At 59.7% G+C, this 20,377-nt stretch carries 15 protein-coding genes and 4 pseudogenes; 18 read left to right on the top strand and 1 reads right to left on the bottom strand.

Annotated features, from left to right (window positions below; all coding sequences use genetic code 11):
- Window positions 1-36 precede the first annotated feature (36 nt).
- The 8 genes and pseudogenes from nifE to CK218_RS31535 form a co-directional block, all read left to right on the top strand.
- The gene (gene nifE, locus CK218_RS28365; RefSeq protein ID WP_095829649.1) at window positions 37-1,527 is read left to right on the top strand and encodes a nitrogenase iron-molybdenum cofactor biosynthesis protein NifE; all 1,491 of its coding nucleotides are present in this window, start codon (window positions 37-39) and stop codon (window positions 1,525-1,527) included.
- 9 nt (window positions 1,528-1,536) lie between these two features.
- A complete protein-coding gene (nifN, locus tag CK218_RS28360) occupies window positions 1,537-2,919 on the top strand; it encodes a nitrogenase iron-molybdenum cofactor biosynthesis protein NifN (RefSeq protein WP_095809485.1) in 1,383 nt (460 codons plus the stop codon).
- Window positions 2,885-3,382 carry a nitrogen fixation protein NifX gene (gene nifX, locus CK218_RS28355; protein WP_095780033.1) on the top strand — a complete coding sequence of 166 codons (498 nt, stop codon included), beginning with the start codon at window positions 2,885-2,887 and terminating at the stop codon, window positions 3,380-3,382. Before nifN ends, nifX begins: the two co-directional genes overlap by 35 nt.
- A gap of 16 nt (window positions 3,383-3,398) precedes the next feature.
- Window positions 3,399-3,878, top strand: a complete 480-nt coding sequence (locus tag CK218_RS28350) for a NifX-associated nitrogen fixation protein (RefSeq protein ID WP_095829648.1) — start codon at window positions 3,399-3,401, stop codon at window positions 3,876-3,878.
- A 24-nt stretch (window positions 3,879-3,902) separates the two neighbouring features.
- The gene (locus CK218_RS28345) at window positions 3,903-4,685 is read left to right on the top strand and encodes a response regulator transcription factor (protein ID WP_095780035.1); all 783 of its coding nucleotides are present in this window, start codon (window positions 3,903-3,905) and stop codon (window positions 4,683-4,685) included.
- Window positions 4,686-4,783: 98 nt separating this feature from the next.
- A complete protein-coding gene (locus tag CK218_RS28340; protein WP_095780036.1) occupies window positions 4,784-5,665 on the top strand; it encodes a universal stress protein in 882 nt (293 codons plus the stop codon).
- 262 nt (window positions 5,666-5,927) lie between these two features.
- Entirely contained in the window at window positions 5,928-6,251 is a 324-nt protein-coding gene (locus tag CK218_RS28330; RefSeq protein WP_348626615.1) for a hypothetical protein, read from the top strand.
- A gap of 203 nt (window positions 6,252-6,454) precedes the next feature.
- Window positions 6,455-7,074, top strand: a pseudogene (locus CK218_RS31535) (FAD-binding oxidoreductase); the annotation flags it as partial.
- 551 nt (window positions 7,075-7,625) lie between these two features.
- Here the strand turns inward: CK218_RS31535 and pyrE are convergent.
- Window positions 7,626-8,222, bottom strand: coding sequence for an orotate phosphoribosyltransferase (gene pyrE / locus CK218_RS28315; protein ID WP_066993327.1), 597 nt, complete (start codon window positions 8,220-8,222; stop codon window positions 7,626-7,628).
- A gap of 1,509 nt (window positions 8,223-9,731) precedes the next feature.
- On the opposite strand from pyrE, the gene CK218_RS28305 reads away from it, so the two are divergent.
- The 10 genes and pseudogenes from CK218_RS28305 to CK218_RS28265 all read left to right on the top strand — a co-directional run bounded on the left by CK218_RS28305 (window position 9,732) and on the right by CK218_RS28265 (window position 20,322).
- Window positions 9,732-11,036, top strand: a complete 1,305-nt coding sequence (locus CK218_RS28305) for a SidA/IucD/PvdA family monooxygenase (protein ID WP_095802839.1) — start codon at window positions 9,732-9,734, stop codon at window positions 11,034-11,036.
- A 313-nt stretch (window positions 11,037-11,349) separates the two neighbouring features.
- Entirely contained in the window at window positions 11,350-13,332 is a 1,983-nt protein-coding gene (locus tag CK218_RS28300) for a class I tRNA ligase family protein (protein ID WP_245435225.1), read from the top strand.
- Between the two features lie 363 nt (window positions 13,333-13,695).
- Window positions 13,696-14,079, top strand: coding sequence for a hypothetical protein (locus tag CK218_RS30435; protein ID WP_141245535.1), 384 nt, complete (start codon window positions 13,696-13,698; stop codon window positions 14,077-14,079).
- A 22-nt stretch (window positions 14,080-14,101) separates the two neighbouring features.
- Entirely contained in the window at window positions 14,102-15,256 is a 1,155-nt protein-coding gene (locus CK218_RS28295) for a TlpA disulfide reductase family protein (RefSeq protein WP_170950393.1), read from the top strand.
- Window positions 15,257-16,063: 807 nt separating this feature from the next.
- Window positions 16,064-16,266 (top strand): annotated as a pseudogene (locus CK218_RS28290) (CCE_0567 family metalloprotein).
- A pseudogene (gene fdxB, locus CK218_RS28285) lies at window positions 16,263-16,578 on the top strand (ferredoxin III, nif-specific). Before CK218_RS28290 ends, fdxB begins: the two co-directional pseudogenes overlap by 4 nt.
- 37 nt (window positions 16,579-16,615) lie before the next feature.
- Window positions 16,616-16,936 carry an exopolysaccharide production repressor protein gene (locus CK218_RS28280; protein ID WP_095829644.1) on the top strand — a complete coding sequence of 107 codons (321 nt, stop codon included), beginning with the start codon at window positions 16,616-16,618 and terminating at the stop codon, window positions 16,934-16,936.
- 63 nt (window positions 16,937-16,999) lie between these two features.
- Window positions 17,000-17,287, top strand: a pseudogene (locus tag CK218_RS30990) (ATP-binding protein); the annotation flags it as partial.
- A gap of 1,492 nt (window positions 17,288-18,779) precedes the next feature.
- On the top strand, window positions 18,780-19,304 hold the full coding sequence (locus CK218_RS28270) for a hypothetical protein (RefSeq protein ID WP_245435224.1): 525 nt from the start codon (window positions 18,780-18,782) through the stop codon (window positions 19,302-19,304).
- Window positions 19,305-19,338: 34 nt separating this feature from the next.
- A complete protein-coding gene (locus CK218_RS28265) occupies window positions 19,339-20,322 on the top strand; it encodes a S8/S53 family peptidase (RefSeq protein WP_245435231.1) in 984 nt (327 codons plus the stop codon).
- Window positions 20,323-20,377 lie beyond the last annotated feature (55 nt).

Below are 20,377 nucleotides of genomic sequence, written 5' to 3'. Positions count from 1 at the left end.
TGGCCGCCCCGCCCAATGAGTTCGGAGATTGACGCAATGACCTCGCTCAGTGCCAAGATCCAGGACGTTTTCGACGAGCCCGCATGCGATAAAAACCGCGGCAAGGATGCCAAGGCGCGCAAGGAGGGCTGCTCGAAGCCGCTGACCCCTGGGGCGGCAGCCGGCGGCTGCGCCTTTGACGGCGCCAAGATCGTCCTGCAGCCGATCACCGACGTTGCGCACCTGGTCCATGCGCCGCTCGCCTGCGAGGGGAATTCCTGGGACAACAGAGGCGCAGCTTCGTCCGGGCCAACCCTGTGGCGGACAAGCTTCACGACCGACCTCACCGAACTCGACGTCGTGATGGGGCATGGCGAGCGGAAGCTGTTCAAGGCGATCCGCGAGATCAAGGAAACATACGCTCCACCGGCAGTCTTCGTCTATTCGACCTGCGTGACGGCGCTGATCGGCGACGACATCGAGGCCGTGTGCAAACGCGCGGCCGAAAAATTCGGTCTGGCCGTGGTGCCGATCAACGCGCCGGGCTTGGCCGGCTCCAAGAACCTCGGGAACAAACTCGCCGCCGAAGCGCTGCTCGATCATGTCATCGGCACGGTGGAACCAGACGACGCGGGGCCCTGCGACATCAACATCCTTGGCGAATTCAACCTCTCCGGCGAATTTTGGCTGGTGAAGCCGCTGCTTGATCGGCTCGGCATCCGGGTGCGCGCCTGCATTCCGGGCGATGCGCGTTACATCGACGTTGCATCCGCGCACCGCGCCCGTGCGGCCATGATGGTGTGCTCGAGCGCGCTCATCAATCTGGCCCGCAAAATGGAGGAGCGCTGGGACATCCCGTTCTTCGAGGGGTCCTTCTACGGGATAACCGATACTTCGGAAGCACTTCGCAACCTGGCTGAGCTGCTAGTGAGGAAGGGCGCCGATGCGGAGATGCTTGATCGCACAGAGAGGCTGATTGCTGAGCAGGAGGCGATTGCGTGGAAGAAGCTCGAGGCCTACCGCCGGCGGCTTCAAGGCAAGCGCGTGCTGCTCAACACAGGCGGTGTGAAGTCCTGGTCGGTCGTCAACGCGCTGATGGAGATCGGCATGGAGATCGTCGGCACCTCGGTCAAGAAATCCACCGTCGAAGACAAGGAGCGGATCAAACGGATCCTCAAGGACGAAAACCACATGTTCGAGCAGATGGCAGCGCGCGATCTTTACGCAATGCTCTCAAAAGACAAGGCCGACATCATGCTGTCGGGCGGGCGCACGCAATTCATCGCGCTGAAGGCGAAGACACCCTGGCTCGATATCAACCAGGAACGCCAACATCCATATGCCGGCTATGACGGCATGGTGGAATTTGTACGGCAGATCGACCTCGCCATTCATAACCCGATCTGGGGCCAGGTGCGTGAGCCGGCGCCGTGGGATTGCCAGCCTGCCGTGAAGGACGATCTTTCGAGCACGAAGGACGGGACCGCGAGTGTGAACGCTTTCAATGAATTAACCGGCGCGACGGCTCAGCGCTTCGGCGAGCGTTGAGGACATCCGATGGTCCGCATCCTTCGCAATACCAAATCAGCGGCGGTCAACCCGCTGAAGTCGTCACAGCCGATGGGTGCCGCCCTCGCTTTTCTCGGAGTCGACGGTGCGATGCCCCTGTTCCATGGCAGCCAAGGCTGCACCAGCTTCGCGCTGGTGCTCTTTGTGCGTCATTTCAAGGAAGCGATCCCCTTGCAGACAACGGCGATGGACGAGGTGGCCGCCATACTCGGCGGAGCGGACCATCTGGAAGAGGCGATCCTCAATCTCAAAACCCGCACTAAGCCAAAGCTGATAGGAGTGTGCACGACCGCGCTGGTAGAGACCCGTGGCGAAGATTGCGCGAGCGATATTGCCAACATCAAGCTGAAGCATGTGGAAGAGCTCGCCGGTACTGAAGTTGTGCTGGCCAACACGCCGGATTTTGACGGTGCGATCGAAGCAGGCTGGGCCAAAGCTGTCGCGGCGATGATCGAAGGGATTACACGGCCGGGCGTACGGACCAGACAGCCAAAGAAGATTGCGATCCTGCCCGGATGCAACCTCACTGTCGCCGACATCGAGCATTTGCGTGACATGGTTGAAAGTTTTGGGCTCAAGCCGGTTATTTTGCCGGACGTCTCCCGCTCGCTCGACGGTACGGTTCCTGACCGCTGGGTAACGACCACCTATGGCGGCACCAGCGTCGAGGATATCCGGGAGCTGGGCACCGCCGCGCAATGCATCGCCATCGGCGAACACATGCGTCACCCGGCGAAAATGCTGCACGGGTTGACCGGCGTGCCTTACGTGGTGTTGCAGTCGCTGACCGGATTGAAGGCTGTCGACCGGTTCGTCTCGTTGCTGTCGTGGCTTTCGGGCGCGGTGGTGCCGGCCCGGGTGCGCCGTCGCCGGGCGCAATTGCAGGATGCGTTGCTCGACGGACATTTTCATTTCGGAGGCAAGAAAATTGCGATCGCTGCTGAACCAGACCAACTCTATCAACTCGCAACGTTCTTCGCCGGCATGGGCTCCAAAATCGCGGCGGCGGTCACCACGACCGATATGTCGAAGATTCTGGAAAAAGTATCGGCGGAGTGGGTTCAGATCGGCGATCTCCGCGATTTGGAAGCTCTTGCAGCGGGCGCGGATCTCCTCGTTACGCACTCCCACGGTCGCCAGGCTTCGCAACGCCTTGGCATCCCGCTCATGCGCGTCGGCTTCCCGATCTTCGACCGGCTCGGCAGCCAGCACAAGCTCAAAATCCTCTATCAGGGGACCCGCGACCTGATCTTCGAGGTTGCCAACATCTTCCAGGCCAATCAGCACGCGCCGACGCCTGAGGCGCTTGATCCATTCCGAAAACGAGAAATGCCAGATGAGCTACGTTCGTCGCCTATCACTCGTCACTGACGAGATTCACCCACGCATGCCTCGACGACGAGCAGGCGCATTACGCGTTGCCATCGCCACGCAAGACATGAAGAATCTCGATGCCCATTTCGGGTCGGCCAAGCGCTTTGCTGTCTACGACGTCACGCGCGAGGAGTGGCATCTCGTGGAAGCCGTGGCCTTCGATGACGTTTCCGATGAGAGTGGGGAGCATCGGACCGAAGGCGATGACCGCATCACGCCAAAGGTGGAGGCGCTGAAGGGCTGCCAGCTGCTGTTTTGTCTGGCCATCGGCGGGCCTTCGGCAGCTAAGGTTGTTTCTGCCAAAATCCATCCGATCAAGGTGCCGCAGCCACAAACGATCCAAGCGGTGCTGTTGCGCACGCAGATGATGCTGAGGACATGTCCTGCGCCCTGGCTGCGCAAGGTGCTGGCTGACGCTGGTTTCGCCGAAAAGAACCCCTCCTTCGAGGACGAGGACTGAAACGAGGAAGAGCAAAATGTTTGAAGTCGCCATCACCCCTGCTGTCAACGATGACCAGGCGGCCCTTGCCAGGCCGTTCGTCAAATGCCTCGTGCGACTGATCCGTGCGCAGGATTCCCACGGGTCCTGGGACGGCAAAGCGGACGCCGAGCTGCTGGCCGACTTCATCGTCAGCAAGGAACAGCGCCGTGCGATTCCAATCATCGGCGATCCCGATCCGGACGTGCTGTGGAGACTCGACAAGTTTTACACTGCCGTCGCCCTTGCGATCGAGGAGCGCTCCAACCTGATGGCATCGCCGATGATCGAAATGAGTCATGAGGGCTTCGGGCGCGTGCTGTTCACCGCCGGGCGGCTGGTTGTTCTGTCGAAGACCCTGCGCGACGTCCATCGGTTCGGCTTCGAGACGTTCTGCAAACTCGCCGCGGCCGGTACAAAACTGGTCGACGATGCCATTGCAGCCATCGACGCCTATCCCGAGGTGGCACGCGCATGAACCGGATTTCGAGCAAGAGAAACCATGTCAGACGTTGAGGAGCCGCTTGGGCCAGCCCACGCGGCCAACGTGGTCGAGGCCAATTTGGTTCTCGGGGTAGCACCAATGAAGCCACTCGTCCTGATCTGTTCGCAAGATGCGGAGTTCTATCTGTTCCTCAGCCACATACTAGAGGTGGACGGCTTCGCCAGTGAGCTGGCAGGCGGCGCGAAGGAGGCGCTTGCATTGGCCGACGATCGGGAATTCCAGGCCGTGGTGCTGGACTGCGGTCCAACGAGCCTTACCGGGTCCGCAATCTGCGCCCGGCTCAAGCGGGAGCCCCGGACCGGCGGTCTGCTCATCATTGCCCTGATCGCGCCTGGCGCCGAGAACCAGCACCTCGATCTGTTGAAGGCAGGCGTTGAGAGCTTTGTGCGGCCGATCGACCCGGCCAAGCTGCTCGATTGTCTGCGGACGAGGCTGGCGCTGCCGAAGCCGGGTTCAAACGGGGTTGAAAACGGCAGCTGGCTCTCTTTTGGCAACGTTACGATGAATCTCGATGCCCGCCGGGTTTGCGGCAATGGCCATGACATTCATCTCGGACCAATCGAGTTCAACTTGCTGCGGCATTTGCTGGAAACTCCCGGCAAGGTCTTCAGCCGGGACGAGATGATCGCCGCGGCTTGGCCGGCCAATATTCATGTCGGTGAACGCACAGTCGATGTCCACATCAGTCGGCTCAGAAGGGCGCTGGAGACGGCCTCGACCGATATCGTCATCCGTACAGTGAGGTCGTCCGGCTACTCGCTCGAGAAGCTGGACGGCTGATCAAGTCGCTGGTGTGGTGCCACTCCCTTTTCCTCGCGCGGTGAGCCGGTCTTGCGGCCTGAAACGCCGTCAACGAATACTCAGGAAGAACTAGGAAAATGGCCTTTAGAACCGTACTCTGTTTGACCGGCGCTGACCATTCCGATCAGGACGTCAGAACTGCTGCCCGCTTGTGTGCGGAAATCGGCGCTTATCTTTCCGTACTGATTATACCCCATCCGACGCTCCTTATGTGGCGGATCGGAGATGGTGTCCTCGAGTGGCCGGTAGGACGTGGACTGGCAAGTGCCAAATTGAACAATCAGTTGCGGCAAATCGATCGATTTGCACAGGACGCGGTCAGGCTGGAAAAGCGCTCCAGCGATATCCAGAAACTGCTGGAATCTATGTCGCTCAACTATGACGTTGACACCGACTATTGCGATCCGGCCAGCCTCGGTGAAGCGGCACGACAGCGGGCGCTCTGCGCCGACCTGACGATCATCGGACCAGGGCTCCTCAACGACGAGAATCTCGGACCTCCTGTGGTCAACGGCTGCTTGTTCGAAACGGGAACGCCGGTGCTCGTAGTGCCTAAGGGTGCTGAGGCGACGCTGTGGCCACGGCGAGTCCTGGTTGGTTGGGATTCGCGAGTGGAGGCCTTCCGTGCGGTTCGAGAAGCGCTGGGTCTCCTATGCGTTGCTGAGGAGGTTCGTGTCGCCCTGGTCGATCCGAAGGTCGACTACAACGGCAATGGCGCGGAGCCTGGAGCCGACATCGCTGCCTATCTCACTCGGCACGGTGCTCGGGTGTCGGTTGACCTACTGCCAAGTGCCGGCAAATCGGCGGCCACGGTGCTTGCGCAGCACGCAATCGACATTTCTGCCGACATGATAGTCATGGGCGCCTATGGCAGCCGTCGGCTGCGTGAGCGGCTCTTTGGCGGTGTGACCAGATGGATCTTTGATAAGCCGACATTGCCGCTGTTTTTGGCCCGATGACGGTTCCGAAGCGGCACCGATGCTGTTCGAGGCTCCACTGTGCCTGTGACATTCGCAATGCCCAATGCGGGTCGCTGCGAAAATCCCGCTGAGTGGAAAACACTCATCAGAGGAGCAAGATAAGTGGAGTTCTTTTGCGTTGGTCTCGGTGCTGGCCCCATCCAATTTGAGCCTTGCGTGGAAGATACTCGAAGAGATTGAGCAAGGGGCACTGATCCTGGGTCGGCACTTCGATTCCGCTGGCACCTAGGCAGCGCAATGAATGAGGCCAAGCGGCGGCGGTTTTCGAACAAATATCGTCACTGACGTGGGGCGGCTTAATCTGCTGGTGCGCCGCCTGCTCGACCTGGCGCGCCGAAAATCTCGCGCCAGTGGCGAAAGCACGTCGATTGGTGCCGGGCTGGCGCTGCTGCAGGCCCAGGACAGGCCGGCACTTCGCGTCGAGGCCGGCGGAGCGACCGGCCTGCGCATATCGGCCGAGAATGCGGATGTGCTCGCCAATCTCATCGACAATTCGGCGAGGCACGGCGCCACGCTGGTTTTAATCACAGGGGCGACGGGGACGGCAAGGCCATTGTCCTGGTGAGCGACGAGGGCGGCGGTATTTCGCCCAGCAACCGGACCCGTATTTTCGAGCCATTCTTCACCACGGTTTTCGGAAAAGGCGTGCTCCATTCAAATTAACCGGCAGGATGATCTCGAAGCGCGTAGCGCGCTCAACCAGGCGGTTCATGCCATCATGCGCCTCAGGAGGGCCAGCACGATGCCGAGGCAGGCATGCCGGTGCCGCAGGGCGACAGTGTTACCAGGGCAAAGCTCGACAATGGCGAGCGGCTCGACGCGGGCATCGTCGTCAACGCCGCCGGGCCGAATGCCGGCAAAGTTTCAGCAATGGCCGGACTGGCGCTGCCAGTGGAATCGCGCAAGCGCAATGTCTTTCTCTTCGAGGCGCGCGAGAAATATGACGACATGCCAATACTGGTCGATCCGACCGGCATCTAGTCAGACCGGAAGGCTCGGGCTACATCACCGGCGGGGCCGAATCGGAAGAGGGCGACGGCCCCGCCGACCCCAACGGTTTCGAGCCCGACTGGCCGCTGTTCGAAGAGATGATCTGGCCGGCGCTGGCGACCCCCATTCCCGCCTTCGAAGCCATTAAGCCGACGCGCGCGTGCCCTCACGACTACAACACGCTCGACCAGAACGCGGTGGTCGGGCCGGATGCGCAGGTCGACAACTTCCTCTTCGCCAACGGCTTTTCCGGCCACGGCCTGCAGCAGGCGCCGGCGGTCGGCAAGGCGCCGTCGGAGCTCATCGTGCATGGCAGCTATCGCACGATCGATTGCACGGCGTTCGGATATGAGCGCGTCGCGGAGGGGCGGGCGTTCAGGGAATTGAATGTGATCTAACACTGGCGGGACAGCACCTCCTCTGCCCTGCAGCATGATGCTGGGAATGGGAACGCACCATGCTTGGGCACGAGGGCCCCGAGCCGACGCACATCGCGCCAATCGGCGTCGTCACGTTCGAGATTCAGCACCGGCTGCTCGGCGCTTTTACGCTCGCATATGCGCCGGCATGCCGCTCGCGATTGCCGACGAGGGCTGCTCGTTCCACGAAAAAACGATCAGCGCGAGATTAATGGGCAACCTCGTCGGGACCGAAAAGAGCGCTAAACCGGGTTGCTAGATCAATCCAGGGTGCCGCGTCGCCTCTCTTTGAAGCTATTCGAACGACCGCCGCCAGATAGCCGGTAAAAGCCTTCAGTCTTAGGACGCGTTGCTCTGAGAGGTAGTCAATAGCGTCAACCCGCTGGTGAACGGCAGCGAGCATATGTTGCACCAAAAGGAGGGAGGATGGGCAAGGGCAATCACTCTTGTTCGCGAGGCGCCTGCACTCGCTGCAAAGCGGCGGAATGTCCTCCAAGGCTAGGTCGCCGGAAAGACGTTGTACGAGATTGTCAGTGGCGTTCCACAAATTCGCTCGCGTGCAGTACGGAGTGCAGCGTGACGCCATGTTGGGCTAGCAGGGCCGTAGCTCCCTCGTCACGGTCCACGAGGCAAGCAGCGTCACCCACAATGCCGCCGACGCGGCGAACCTCTTCAATCGCCTTCAATATCGACTTGCCGCTTGTGGCAACGTCGTCAACGATTAGGACCACTTTTCCCTGAAGATCTTCTTTAGGCCCAAGACCTTCAATCACATCCCTTGTGCCATGGGCCTTTGGAGCCTTGCGAACGAAGATCGTGTTTATGGGATTGTTCATCACCGAGCTGACAGCCGCCATCGATCCGATTACGGGGACCGCTCCCATTTCAAGTCCGCCGACGTACTCTGCTTTCACTTGCTTAGCTATTTTTAGGAACTCAAGAGCGGCAAGTTGCGCGCCTCGCGCCACCATCATGGTAGGCTTCATATTGAAATAGATGTCGCTCTCTATGCCCGACGAGAGCGTGTAGCGTCCGAATCGAAAAGAGCGCTCACGGACAATCTCGCGGAGTTCGTCCTTGTCGTGTTGGCCGGAATCAACTGGTCTGAATTTCGCCAGTGCCGCCATAGATCAGACCTCGCCCCTAGGGAAAATTTGGGTGCGGCATGCACCTAGTCACTACCGCTATGTGGCTTATGCAAGTGTTCGCGGGGAGTGTCAATTAATGTCAATACCGGTGCGACCGTTTCGCGCAGATTTTTCCATTATCATTATTGGGTGCCTAAAGCGTGATCACGGGCCTCGCCACGGTTGGGGAGCCTTGGCTACCCTTGCCCCGATCTCAGCCAGACACGAGTTTTCTCGACGCGCGCCGTCTCTTTAAGGATTTGCGCGCTTTCATCCTCGTCCCCTCGAGTCCGCCTCGCTCGGCTCCGTTGCGCCAGCTTCTTAACCAGGTTGCACATTTCGGCCGCCCTGTCGGCCCCCTTGTGGTACGATTGGGCAAGGCCGCGCTTTTTGTGCAACCTCCTCGTAAGGCGGTAAAGTTCGAGCCGGCGAGAATTTCGTTCATCGCACCGCGGCGCAAGTTGGCTCGCTTCGTCTGACGACCGATCAGCAGGTCCAACCTCGATTGGCCCGAAACAACGTTGTCTTTTTGGATCAGCGCCTGGTTATTCCTGCGTTCGCGGCCCAACCCGTCAACACTTCGCCTTCCCAAAATATCTCCTTGCGGACCCGCCTGGGGCAGCCTCCACAAAGCTGCGGATCGAATGCGTCTCGCTGGTCACACGAGCACCGTCAGGCTCGTGGTGCTGCAGGATGTGGCACACGGCCTCGACATAGTGTGACCGCCTTTAGCTGGGTTCTGCGTCTCAAAATCCGGATCTCTTCTCAATCTTCCGCAAGACGGGAGAGACCTCGTGGGACCCCGGCTTCCAAAGGCGCCTTTTCAGATTTCGGCCGCGAGAAGGGCAAGAGCCTTTTACCGCGCCACAGTCCGTGAACCTGGGTTGCTGGCCGTCCTGAGAGAAAATTCCGATGCGGAGCTGCCCGATTAACTAGCGGCTCATGGCAAGAGGACGGCGACGCGGCAAATCGGCCACCGGCGCAAGGTTTCCCGCCTCATTGTCGGATACCCGACAGGATCACAAACCCGCTAACCGTTGCTTCCATGAAAGTTTCCTTCTGGCACGTTTGATGCGGGGGATCTTCCGAAAAACATCAGCGGATGCCCTCCTATGAGCAGGCTCAATGTCGCCGCATTCGAGACCGCGCCCTCGCCGATCCCCAAGTCGGTCGAAGGAAGGCGTACCATTGTGGAGGCGGGCGGCTTTGCCGATTGAAACACGGAACAAGCCTCGAAAGCATGTCGCTGACCGAAACGCGATCATCGAAGCGGGCGGAGATACGTCGATCCCGTCCACGCCCACAAGTCGTGGACATAAGTGTCGATCGCATCACTTGGCCGGGATCCATGTGGGCTTCATACCCGACCATACGAAAGCGGGGACAAAATCCAGCAAATCCAGCGGCACCGAAGTCGAGATCGTCCGCGTGGAGACTGAAGCCGATGGCCAGAGCCGATATTCCTCGCGAACATCGCCTAGTTGGGAAGCACCTAAAGGAGCAAGACAAGTGGAGCTCTCTTGCATTGGAGTGGGAGCTGGGCCGTCGAATTTGAGCCTGGCGTGCCAGATGCACGAGCAAATGGGGCAAGGGGCACTGTTCCTGGATCGGCAAGTCGACTTCCGCTGGCACCCAGGCAGCGCATTCGATTCCTCGGAGCTCCAGGTCAGCCACTTCAAGGATTTGGTCACGCTGGTGAACCCGCGATCAGCCTACACTTTCGTGAACTACCTCCATGAGAACGGGCGTCTGTACCACTTCCTGAATGCACACTTCGAAGCCGTGCTCAGAGCTGAGTTCGAGCAATACCTGAACTGGGCCTTCCACAAGAACCCGCTTGTCCGCGGCGGCGAGACCGTGCGCGAAATCCGCTTTGACGGCGAGTTTCGGGTGCGCACCGATAGGGCGGTTCTCGGTGCCAGAAACGTCGTGGTCGGCATTGGCAAGCAGGCGCATATTCCGCGTCAGTTTCAGGGCTGGATTGGACGCAACCTGTTCCACTCATCTGAATTGCTGCACATCCATCCTGAGGTGCACAATAGCCATGTCTGCGTGGTCGGCGGCGGACAGTCCGGAGCCGAGGTGCTGTTGCACCTTGTTGGCCTGCCAAAAGGACGGCGGCCTGTCTCGATAACCTGGGTCTCACAGCGGGAAAACTTCCTTCCCATCGACAACAGCCCGTTCACAAACGAGTTGTTCATGCCCTTCTTTTCGGATCGTTTCGCGTCAATGCGCGAGTCGCAGCGCAAGCTGTTCCTGCGGCGCTTCGTGCTTGCTTCGGACGGCGTTGCGGAAAGCACGTTGCGCGCGATCTATCAGGCGCTTTACCGCCACGCGTTTCTAGAGCCAAACCGATGCGAAATCACTCTGCGGCCGGGCTGCACTGTCTCGCACTGCATCAACGCCGGCGCGGGCCACAGACTCACCCTGCAGCACGGCATGGAGGAGTCCGAAGACGTCACGGCCGACATCGTCATCCTGGCCACCGGGTACGAGAACGCGGTGCCAGGCTTCTTGGAACCGATCGCGAACCGGCTTGAAAAGATCGACAATGAATTGGCTATTCGCGAAGATTTTTCGGTGTGCTGGGACGGACCGTGTGACAGCCGCATCTTCGTACAGAACGCGAGCCTAGGGCAGCGTGGGCTGGCTGATCCGAATCTAAGCCTGCTGGCCTGGCGAGCGCGTCGCATCCTCGACAGCCTTCTGGGGCGCGCGCCGCGCGCCAACCCCGAGCATCCCGGCTTCATCGGCCCTACCTCAGTCGAGTGCTGGTCCGACACCGTTGCAGAAGAAATGGGCAGCGGGATATGACCGGCCGACTGCGGATCCTTGGCGGTGGCATCCAAGGAACGATCGACCGCCAAAAATGCGCGGAGCATTGCGTTCTGATTTGTGGCTACTGGAGTATCGCAGCCCCGTTACGACGCGTCGGCACGTCGGATAGAGGTAGCCACCGGCGTCCAAATTCCTACTGGCGCGCAGTCTTAGCCCGCCCCGGCTAAAGCCGGATTGTTCTCGCGGGGGCCGCCAACCGGTCCGGGCTGCCGCCTCTCTTCGCAACTTGCAGCAGAGGCTGTTGCGTTCGCAGCCGAAGATACCACTGCTTCAACGGCTGAGCTTCGTCATGCGCAAATACAGGTTTTCTCGAACGGAGCTGTCGCGTGCGTTCGGTATCGACATAGCCACGCTTGGAACGGGAAGCGCGGGCACCGGGTTTTCATTCGGCAAGGTGGCACCAGGGGTCACATCCGAGCCTCATCGGCACGACGAAATCGAGGCCTTCGTAGTCCTGTCTGGGGCGGGCAAGGTCAGGACCGACCTTGGGGAAATCCCGGTCAAAGCCGGCGACGTCGTTCTGTTCCACCCCTTTGAAGCGCATGTGCTGTGCAATGATGGGGATGAAGACCTAGATTTCGTCGATGTCTACTGGCGCGACGGCAAGGCCGCCCTCGAAGCTGCTGCACAGGTCACGACTCCCCGCAGGCCAATCTTCGTCTTCTCCACGCCGCCGACGCCCAGTGGCGATCTGCAGCTGGGGCATCTTTCAGGCCCGTATTTTGGCGCCGACGTGTACACGCGTTTCCTGCGCATGACTGGGGCCGAAGCCTACCACCTGACTGGGAGCGACGATCACCAGAGCTACGTCGCCACGCGTGCCGATGCCGATCAATCGACGCCCGCAAAGGTGGCGCGCCACTACGCCGACGAGCTCAGAGCCACGCTTGCGCTTCTCGACTGTGAGGTCCACAGCTTCCTGCCCACGTTGGGGGACGACGATTACGCAGAGTTTCAAGCCACGTGTTTCCGCACTCTTCTGAGCAGCACGGCGGTAGATCTGCGCCAGAGCCCTGCGCTATTTGATGCAGTGACAGGCGATTACCTTTACGAACCGGATGTAAGCGGCCTCTGCCCCGATTGCGGCAGCTCGGCTGGTGGCAAAATCTGCGAGGAATGCGGCGCGCCGAACCTATGTCACGACTTGGGTAGGGCCGGGTCGCGGCACTCGGTCGAGGCGCCGATGGTCGGCTCCGTGCGTCGCGCCGAACTTGCGCTGCATCGATGCTACGACGAGATCGACCGGCATTTAAGAGCGTCGGGCGCTCCCGCTCGGATTTTGGATCTCTTCGCGCGTGTACGCCAACGCGGCGACTTTTGGGTGCTCATCACCCGCCCCTCGGACTGGGCCCTGCCGGCCGAAGGGCTCCCGGGGCAGGTGATGTGGGTTTGGCCGGAGATGGCTTTCGGAATCCTTTACAACATCCAGGCGCTAGCTCGCTTGCTGGGGCGCGACTGGAATGCGGCGATGCCCAGCAATGACTGGCAGATTGTCCATTTCTTCGGCTTCGACAATTCCTTCTACCATGCGCTACTTTATCCCGCGCTTTACGCTGAGGTGTTCTCCCGCTGGACGCCGCGTATCCGGTATCATGTGAACGAGTTCTATCTGCTCGACGGCCAGAAGTTCTCTACCAGCCGTGGCCATGCGGTCTGGGGCAAAGAGGTTCTGGGCCCAAAGACAGTCGACGCCGTGCGTCTTCATTTGGGCCTGACACGCCCGGAAGGTGAGGGGACGAACTTCACACTGGACGCGTTACGCCGCACCGAGCACGAGGTGTTCCAAGGGACCTGGCTGAAATGGCTTGATGCGCTTCACCGGGAAATCCAGCAGGACTTTAGCGGCTGTGTGCCCGACGCAGGCGACTGGGGTCCCGCAGATCGCGCTTTCTTTACTCGGATAGAGTTCCATCGCGCGGCGATGGAACGCGCCTATTCGGATGATGGCTTCTCGGTCCGGCGCGCGGCCGCGCAGGCCTGCGATTTCGTGCGCGATTGCCTGATCTACCGTCAGGCGCAAGACTACGAAGCGGCGCGACGTCTCTATCCCGCCCGCACCCGGACCTCGCTCGCGCTTCAGGCTACAGCCGCTGCGATCCTGGCGCAGACACTCGCACCGCTGATGCCCCGATTTGCCAGCATGCTTGCGAGAGGCATCGGCGTCTCAACCGAAAAATGGCCTGCCTCCGTCCGGCGCCTTCCGCCAGGGACAATCTTTGATATCCGACCCGTACTGGGGTTCTACGGGAGCCGACAATCCTTTGCTCAATGAACCGAAGGCCTATAGCCCTTCCGAATCTTGACGAGATCTGCGCGGCATAAGCCGACATCTCTACGGGCCGCCACCAGACAATTGAGACCAGACTGGCCCAGCTCGACCCTCCGATTCAGCGAAGCGGGCGCGAATGCCCGCAACAGCGGGTGGTCTACGCAAGAAACCTGCAATGCTTCCAAAGCTCTTTCACGAAATATCGGCTGGTGAATGCGGGATCAGCCGTCTCGCGAAACATCATAAGCGGTAACGGCGGCGGCTCGCAGTCTACGCGCTGGGCCTCACCGCCTCACCGACCCGGCCCAAGAAGGAGGCTCAGCCATCAGCAGGCCAGGACGCAGTGGCTGCAGGCGGGAGCCGGTCGTGGAGATCGCCGGCGCATTTTCGACCGGCCCCGAAATGATGCTGTTAGACGGGCCGACGCCGAACATTGCCCCAGGCGAGACAGCCAAGCTGTCTTCGGTTCTCAAGCGTGAAGCATCAGTGATGCGTGTCGAAAACCAGACAGCGGCAGGAACCATGTCGGGTTCAAAACAATCGACCGCCTTCTACGCCCAAAGGTTTTCCGAGCTAACCACACACTTACGCTCACTAAGCGGGCTGGCACGACCATTGCTGGTTGAGATGCGGCAACAATGGGTGAGGACTAGCCGCATGCGAACGCGCAAGACGAGTGCTGGTCACCGAACCGGTTTCTTCCATTTCTCAGAGGAGAACCGGCTCGTCAGAAACGCCCGAAAGGTGTGAGAATAGAGCTTTGGAGAACAATATGGTGTTGCATAAGGAGTCCCCGGCTCCTCCGATCAAAGTGGACGACTGGCTGCGTGGCGAGCCCCTCGCCAACTTTCACCCCGGCAAGGTGTACCTCCTAGAATTTTGGGCGACTTGGTGCGGACCCTGTGTGGCGGTGATGCCCCATCTGACGCAGTTGCAGGAGAAGTATCAAGACAGCGGATTTGAGGTCATCGGAGTCGCAGCTGGGGAAAAGGGCCCGACCGCGGAGGAGACGCGGACTAGCTTGGATGCTTGGCTGACAGAGAGGTTCCCGAATCTGAATTATCGCATCGCGTTCGATTACACAGGCGAAATGAATAGACTATGGATGGAACCCAGTTCATCTCTCGGGATTCCCGCCTCGTTCTTAGTCGACCGCGACGGCCTCATCGCTTTCATAGGACATCCGGCGGAACTCGATGACGTTTTGCCAAAGGTTCTCAACGGCAGTTGGCGCAACAGCGATGAAGCTCAACGCGCCGATGCAAGGCGGATCGCTACTAACCAATCCAAGGCACGCGAGCTAGCACTGACCCGACCGATTTACGCCAAGCTTCACCCGGCGATGCAGGCCGAGGATTGGACGGCGGCGGTCTCGGCCATCGAAGAAGGCCTCGCCTTAGTGCCCGATTATATCGGGTTCCGGGAAACGCACGCGAATCTACTGCTTCACAAGCTGCGCGACATGCAGACCGGCTTGCCCGTCATGCGCCAGTTGGTGGAGGACGCCATCGACAAAAAATTCGATGCCGTCTCTTGGATGGTCATGGCCCTGAACCAACTCTTCGATCCCGCGATTGACAACTCACATATCCCCCGTGCTGAACGCTTCGCGATGGGCCACGAGCTCTCGGAACAGATACTGACACTGAATCCCCCATACGGCGAGGGGCCTCTTAAATTCCGGTGGTACGTCCCGGTCGCTCAGTATTATTACGAGAGCGGCAACAAGGGTCGAGCAATCGAGTTGATCGAGGTGGCGCTGAAATCTCTGGGGAACCCAGGGATGATGCCGGACCATATCAAACAATACTACCTTACCGCATTGCTCCAAGCCCTGGCCAACTACACGGGTGAGAACGCATGCTCCGGGGATCTTTGCGTGGTTCCGCAAAACACGGCCGCTGAAAATCAAAGCGCAGTCGCCTGAGAGCGAAGAGACGACAAGTGAAAAAGAACCCTGGTCAATCCGCCAATTTCTGCAGCGCGCCCGCGGCAAGTATGTCCAGGCAGCACAGGGTTGGATCGTTTGCTCAACGTCAAGGCTCGAACCTGAGTACCTCTCACCGGATCGGCGCGGAAGAGATGCCCGAGCCGACTTGGGCCTATCGGAAGACGTCACGACCCGGGACGTGGTCAGCCCAGGGGAAGGCATCGACGTGGGATCCGCCCCGGCCAGGTCGGACGTCGGCTGCGCAACCGGGCCCGGGGTCGGCGAACCCGAAAGCAGAAATCGAGCACGGAAATCGAGGAAACCAAATGTCGCACGCGGCGCATCGCCCTGCCGTCAAAAGGACGGCGAGGCTCTCGCCCGCCCGTCCGCCTCCCGCGGTTAATCCGTGCTCGCCTTCAATGGCTCATGCCAAGAAATCGGACACCGGGTTGCTGGCCAATTTCATCATCATCAAGGAACTGCAGCGGAATATCCGATCATTGGCGATCCGGATCCGGTCGCGCTGGGCGGCTCGGCATGTTTTAGACCGTAGTGGAGCTTGAGATCGAGGAGCGCTCAGACGTGATGACATAGTCAACAACCGAAATGAAGACGACCGGTGCTCTTGGCGCGTGCTTTTCACGGTCGGGCAGTTCGTCGGTCTGTCGAGGCATCTATCGGTTCGGCTTCGAGAATCTCCGGAAACTCGTGGCTACCGCGGCGAAACTGGTCGGCGATGCGACTGCAGCTATTGCCTACCGGGACGTGGCGCGGCGTGAAGAAACCGATTTTCGAGGAAGGATCATGTCAAATCTGGATGAGATGACGAAAAAAGTCCGAAAGCTTCAACTGCGCGCGACAATCGCCAGGACGAATTTGGGCGACCTTGCCGAGGATCTCCCGGTCAAATGGATTGAGATAGAGGATGTCGCCGAGAGAAAGCACGCCGTTTACGGCGAGCTGGATGGTGCAGGAGAGAGCTCGCCAAAATGAAGACTTTGCGATGAGGAGCACATTCATCAGCCGCGACGGCTCCTTATGGGTGCCGCAATACCTGACAGCTATAGATGGCAAGATCTGTATTGGCTGCGGCCGCTGTTTCAAGGTCTGCTCGCGAGAGGTCATGCATCTTTAGCGTCAATGACGCGGGTGAAATCCTCGGCGCCTGCGACGGCAGTGACGACGATTTCGATGGTGAGCTCAATCGCATGGTCATGGTTGTCGACCATGCCGGCCGCTGCATTGGCTGCGGAGCCTGCAGCCGCGTCTGCCCAAAGAACTGCCAGACCCATGTCGCGGCCGACCAGATCGCAGCATGAGCTGCATGATTGACGAGACGAAATCAGGAGAACGGCATTGCGCTTCATCACCTTTTGTCGGCTCGCCGGGCTGGTCCTGTGCGGCAGCGCTATGACGGTTTACTTCGCCTCGCATTCGTTCCGTCTAGCAGTGATCACGACGCTGGGCTGTTCGCTACTTCTTCAGCTGGGCTATTTCGCAAGTGTGCTCTTTCTGATTTGGCGATCCAGCTGCGCGGGCAAAGCCCGGCAAGGGGCTGAGCTTTTCGATAGGTTCCAGGAGGTTCGGTGCCAGTCGCGCGACGATGAGCATATAAATGAAACTCAAGATGTGCCACAGCGCAATCAAACGCTCGGCATATCGCTGCTCCTCCCTTGAGGCGCCGCAACAAGATCAGAGCTCCGATTCGTCACTTTGTTTCAAGTTGATTATCGAGGTCAGGAGCACCGAAACGGCAAGCAGGGACGCATCGCTGACTACCTCGCCCACCGTCGTCGTCCTCGACGATTCGACTATGTCCCCTTCACCCGCAGCGGCGGGCAGTTTCTCTTCCATTTCATCAGTACGAACGCACATCCATCATCGTCACCACCGACCTGGCATTCGGCGAATGACCGAGTTCTTTGCCAGCGACGCAAAGATGACACGGCGCTGCTCGACCGCCTCACCCATCACTGCGAGATCATAGAGCCGGAAACGAACCCTGGTCGCCTGACAAACCGCGCCTGACGCGCCCACCGCCCAAACAATCCGCGCTCGCCGGGCTGCGCAACCCGACCAGCTCCGCCCGGCGATCGCTCCTCGTCGCGCTTATGCAAGCGGGGCTATTAAGTCGACGCCGATCAGGGTCAAAGTTCGGCGCCGATTGGCAGGTCTCTGCTACCGTGCGTCCCAGAACAGCTGTCCGCATCCTCGTCGACATCGCCGTACCGCCATTCGAGCCCTCCGCATTGCCATGTCGTGCGACGGCCCTGCTGTCGCCCGCTCGCCATCCCAGGCGAGGATATCTTTCACCCTATTTACCTCCGAGGCGACCTGACCCGCGATGCTTCCGAAGCCCGCCTGAGGTGCACTCGAGTGCCTCAATCCTCTAAGTCTGGGCCAAGCCGGAAAAACGCGTGTAACCTTCGTTCTTCGTGCGCTCGCGGCTTACTTGCTGGGCGTCACATCGCGAGATCCCCGGAGTACTGATTGGCCCACGGCGCGTCCATGCCGATCGTGGCGATCGCGATCAACTGCCCGACCGCATTCGCCGCGCCATCTCTCGGGGCCGCACGCTGTCTCTTGAAGAAGATACAGACAGCTCCTCTTTAAAAGCGACATCCGCCCTGCCGTCAGCCGGCGAACAGTTCGGGTCTAAAACCTGTCACCACCAATTCGCCTGGTCGAAATGGCAGCGAACGATTTTGCGGGTGCGCTCTGGTTCAGACGTAGGTCGATGCCGAGATCACGTTCGGCATTGTCCGATAGCCGACAATGTCGGGTACGCAACGTGAGGAAGCTGGCCCTCGGGGTGTTTTTTAGGCGCTTTTGGCTTGGCACAGTAAATGCTCGCTATTGCGCAAAACGCTCGGATTGAGTGGTCCCACCGCGACGAAAGTCGCTAGCTTACGCCACCTCCCAAGGCGAACCCGGCCCGGCAGAGAGCTCCGTCTCTGCCGGGCATGCCAAATTTGGGCGGCGCAATTTCCGGGCTGAAGAGGATTGCGTCGAATGGAAAATGAAGGCCTTTCGAGGGCTCTCAGATGCATGGCCGGAGCGAGAAGGGAGTGTTGGCCCATGGGGGTGGGTTATGTTCAGCGTGTTCGTCGACATCCGACAATTGGGCCGGCTTTGTCGGTTTGACGACACAGCCTTGGTTGGCCGGCATCTTGGACGTTTTTGTCTAAGCCGCTGAAAACAATCCTACAATCTTTTCCGTTCCACCGTCACCCGGATTGGCATGAATTGCGCTTAATTCCCTTGAGAGGACGGGAGCTGCTTGCCAGGGAAGAGCGAAGAGATGGCTCGGCAAAATTGAAGGACGGGAGATCACAGATTTGTTGCGAATGAATACGTTGCCCGCTGGCGGCCATGCGTCTGGGGCTAGAGCATCCGGATGGGTTGAAGATGCGGCGAGGGACTGCAGTACGCGTCCCGATCCCACATGAATTGCTGTCGGGCCCAACAATGGGCGTTGCAGGTGTGCGTACGGTTCGGGGCCGGTTACGTCTTGTTCGTGATGGCATTCTTCGTCAGCGATATGACTGCGCACGGACAGGAGACCAGCCTTGTCGGCATTTACCAGGGTTCGGAGCTAACCGCGGCCGCCAACCATCTGGGACGAGGCGGATACGAGCTGTCGGACGGTACCAAAGTGTCTTTCGACAAATGGTACCATAGCAAATGGATCGACATGCGATTTGAAATGTTGACACAACTGTCGGATGATTTCGGTCTCCTGTGGGGCGCGAGCACCGGCCAACGTGCCGAAAAGGTCCGAATCGAGCCAAGTGTGAAACTCGGCTTTATTCTGCAAAAGCGACCGACGCTGTCCACCACGCTTTCTCTCACCGTCACTTCGATTTTGGGCGGGAACCTGACTGAACGACCTTGCACGGCTGACTATGGCGCCATCGGCGGCTTCCAGACAGTGAATTGCCGGCTGGCCGCCTCGCAACTCCGACCTGCGGACACGTTGAAATATATGGCAAACATAAATCCAAGCCGATTGAAACTCGATCTCCGGTTCACAGGTAAGTTCTAGCAATAGTGAAAGGCATGCGGGGTACGTTTCGTTGATGAAGAACAATCCAGACAGGAAGTCTATTGTGCACAAAACACAATTGTTCCCGGTAGGTCTCGTTGCCAGTTTTTTCATGTGCCTGCTGACGGCACCCAGTTTTGCTGGCGATCTCGATGCGAGGGTCAGCGGCAACGGGAGGGCCGGAAGGCCAACCACGGAAAGCAGTAGCGTAGGCTGCCCACAAAATGCCGATGGCACCTTTTGCTGGATGAGCCCGGATATTGGTGAAGCATGGGCATCGGGCTATACCGGTTCCGGCGTATCGGTGACCGTCATGGACGACTTCACGGGACAGCCATTTGATGCAGATCTCGGTCGCGGTCGGCAGACGCGACATGGAGATTGGGTCGCTGAAATTGCCGGCATGGTCGCCCCTGGCGCAAACATATTCAAGTATGGCTATCTCGAGCGGTCTTCGATCGGGCTGCAGGACGGCCTCAATATCATCAATGCGAGCCACCACATCATAGAGCCACTGAGCCAGCATCCGCGCGAGCAGGCGACTGTCGATGCCGCCTGGGCAGGCACTGCCATCGGCACAAAGAGTGCCGGCAACCGCAGCAACGAGGTAGGTAGGCCCCACGAGGGGCATTTCGATGGACTAACCCTCGGGCTGATCGGGGCGCCATCGGCAATCTTCGTGGGTGCGCTCGACCATAATGGCACTCCCGGCAACAAGACGCGGCTGGCCAGATACTCGAATTATCCCGGCTCAAACCCCGAGGTGCGGAACCAGTTCCTAACCCTGGGTGTCGAGGGTGACAAAACTGGCCTATACGGCACGTCTCATGCGGCACCTGTGGTTGCAGGCTATGCCGCCATCCTCGGCAGCAAGTTCACGTCCGCAACTCCGACACAGGTGACTAATCAGCTGCTGGATACAGCCAGGACCGATACGCTCGTCGACTACAATCCGGCGACTTATGGCCGCGGCGAAGCCAGCCTTTCGAGGGCGCTGGCACCCGTTTCGATTCACTAGACTGCCACCCTACCCTCATGCGTCCGAACGTGGGTGGATCGCGGCGCCCAGGCGG

It is taken from the genome of Mesorhizobium sp. WSM3879, assembly GCF_002294915.1.
Lineage (GTDB): Bacteria > Pseudomonadota > Alphaproteobacteria > Rhizobiales > Rhizobiaceae > Mesorhizobium.
This window is presented reverse-complemented; position numbering and strand designations above follow the sequence as displayed.

Bases quoted from the DNA above. Each gene is read 5' to 3' on its own strand.
- CK218_RS28330 (WP_348626615.1), top strand. From the start codon at position 5,928: ATGAGGCCAAGCGGCGGCGGTTTTCGAACAAATATCGTCACTGACGTG.
- CK218_RS28295 (WP_170950393.1), top strand. From the start codon at position 14,102: ATGGTGTTGCATAAGGAGTCCCCGGCTCCTCCGATCAAAGTGGACGAC.
- nifN (WP_095809485.1), top strand. From the start codon at position 1,537: ATGGTCCGCATCCTTCGCAATACCAAATCAGCGGCGGTCAACCCGCTG.
- CK218_RS28350 (WP_095829648.1), top strand. From the start codon at position 3,399: ATGTTTGAAGTCGCCATCACCCCTGCTGTCAACGATGACCAGGCGGCC.
- CK218_RS28340 (WP_095780036.1), top strand. From the start codon at position 4,784: ATGGCCTTTAGAACCGTACTCTGTTTGACCGGCGCTGACCATTCCGAT.
- CK218_RS28270 (WP_245435224.1), top strand. From the start codon at position 18,780: ATGGCATTCTTCGTCAGCGATATGACTGCGCACGGACAGGAGACCAGC.
- pyrE (WP_066993327.1), bottom strand. From the start codon at position 8,222: ATGGCGGCACTGGCGAAATTCAGACCAGTTGATTCCGGCCAACACGAC.
- CK218_RS28300 (WP_245435225.1), top strand. From the start codon at position 11,350: ATGCGCAAATACAGGTTTTCTCGAACGGAGCTGTCGCGTGCGTTCGGT.
- CK218_RS28345 (WP_095780035.1), top strand. From the start codon at position 3,903: ATGTCAGACGTTGAGGAGCCGCTTGGGCCAGCCCACGCGGCCAACGTG.
- nifX (WP_095780033.1), top strand. From the start codon at position 2,885: ATGAGCTACGTTCGTCGCCTATCACTCGTCACTGACGAGATTCACCCA.
- nifE (WP_095829649.1), top strand. From the start codon at position 37: ATGACCTCGCTCAGTGCCAAGATCCAGGACGTTTTCGACGAGCCCGCA.
- CK218_RS28265 (WP_245435231.1), top strand. From the start codon at position 19,339: ATGAAGAACAATCCAGACAGGAAGTCTATTGTGCACAAAACACAATTG.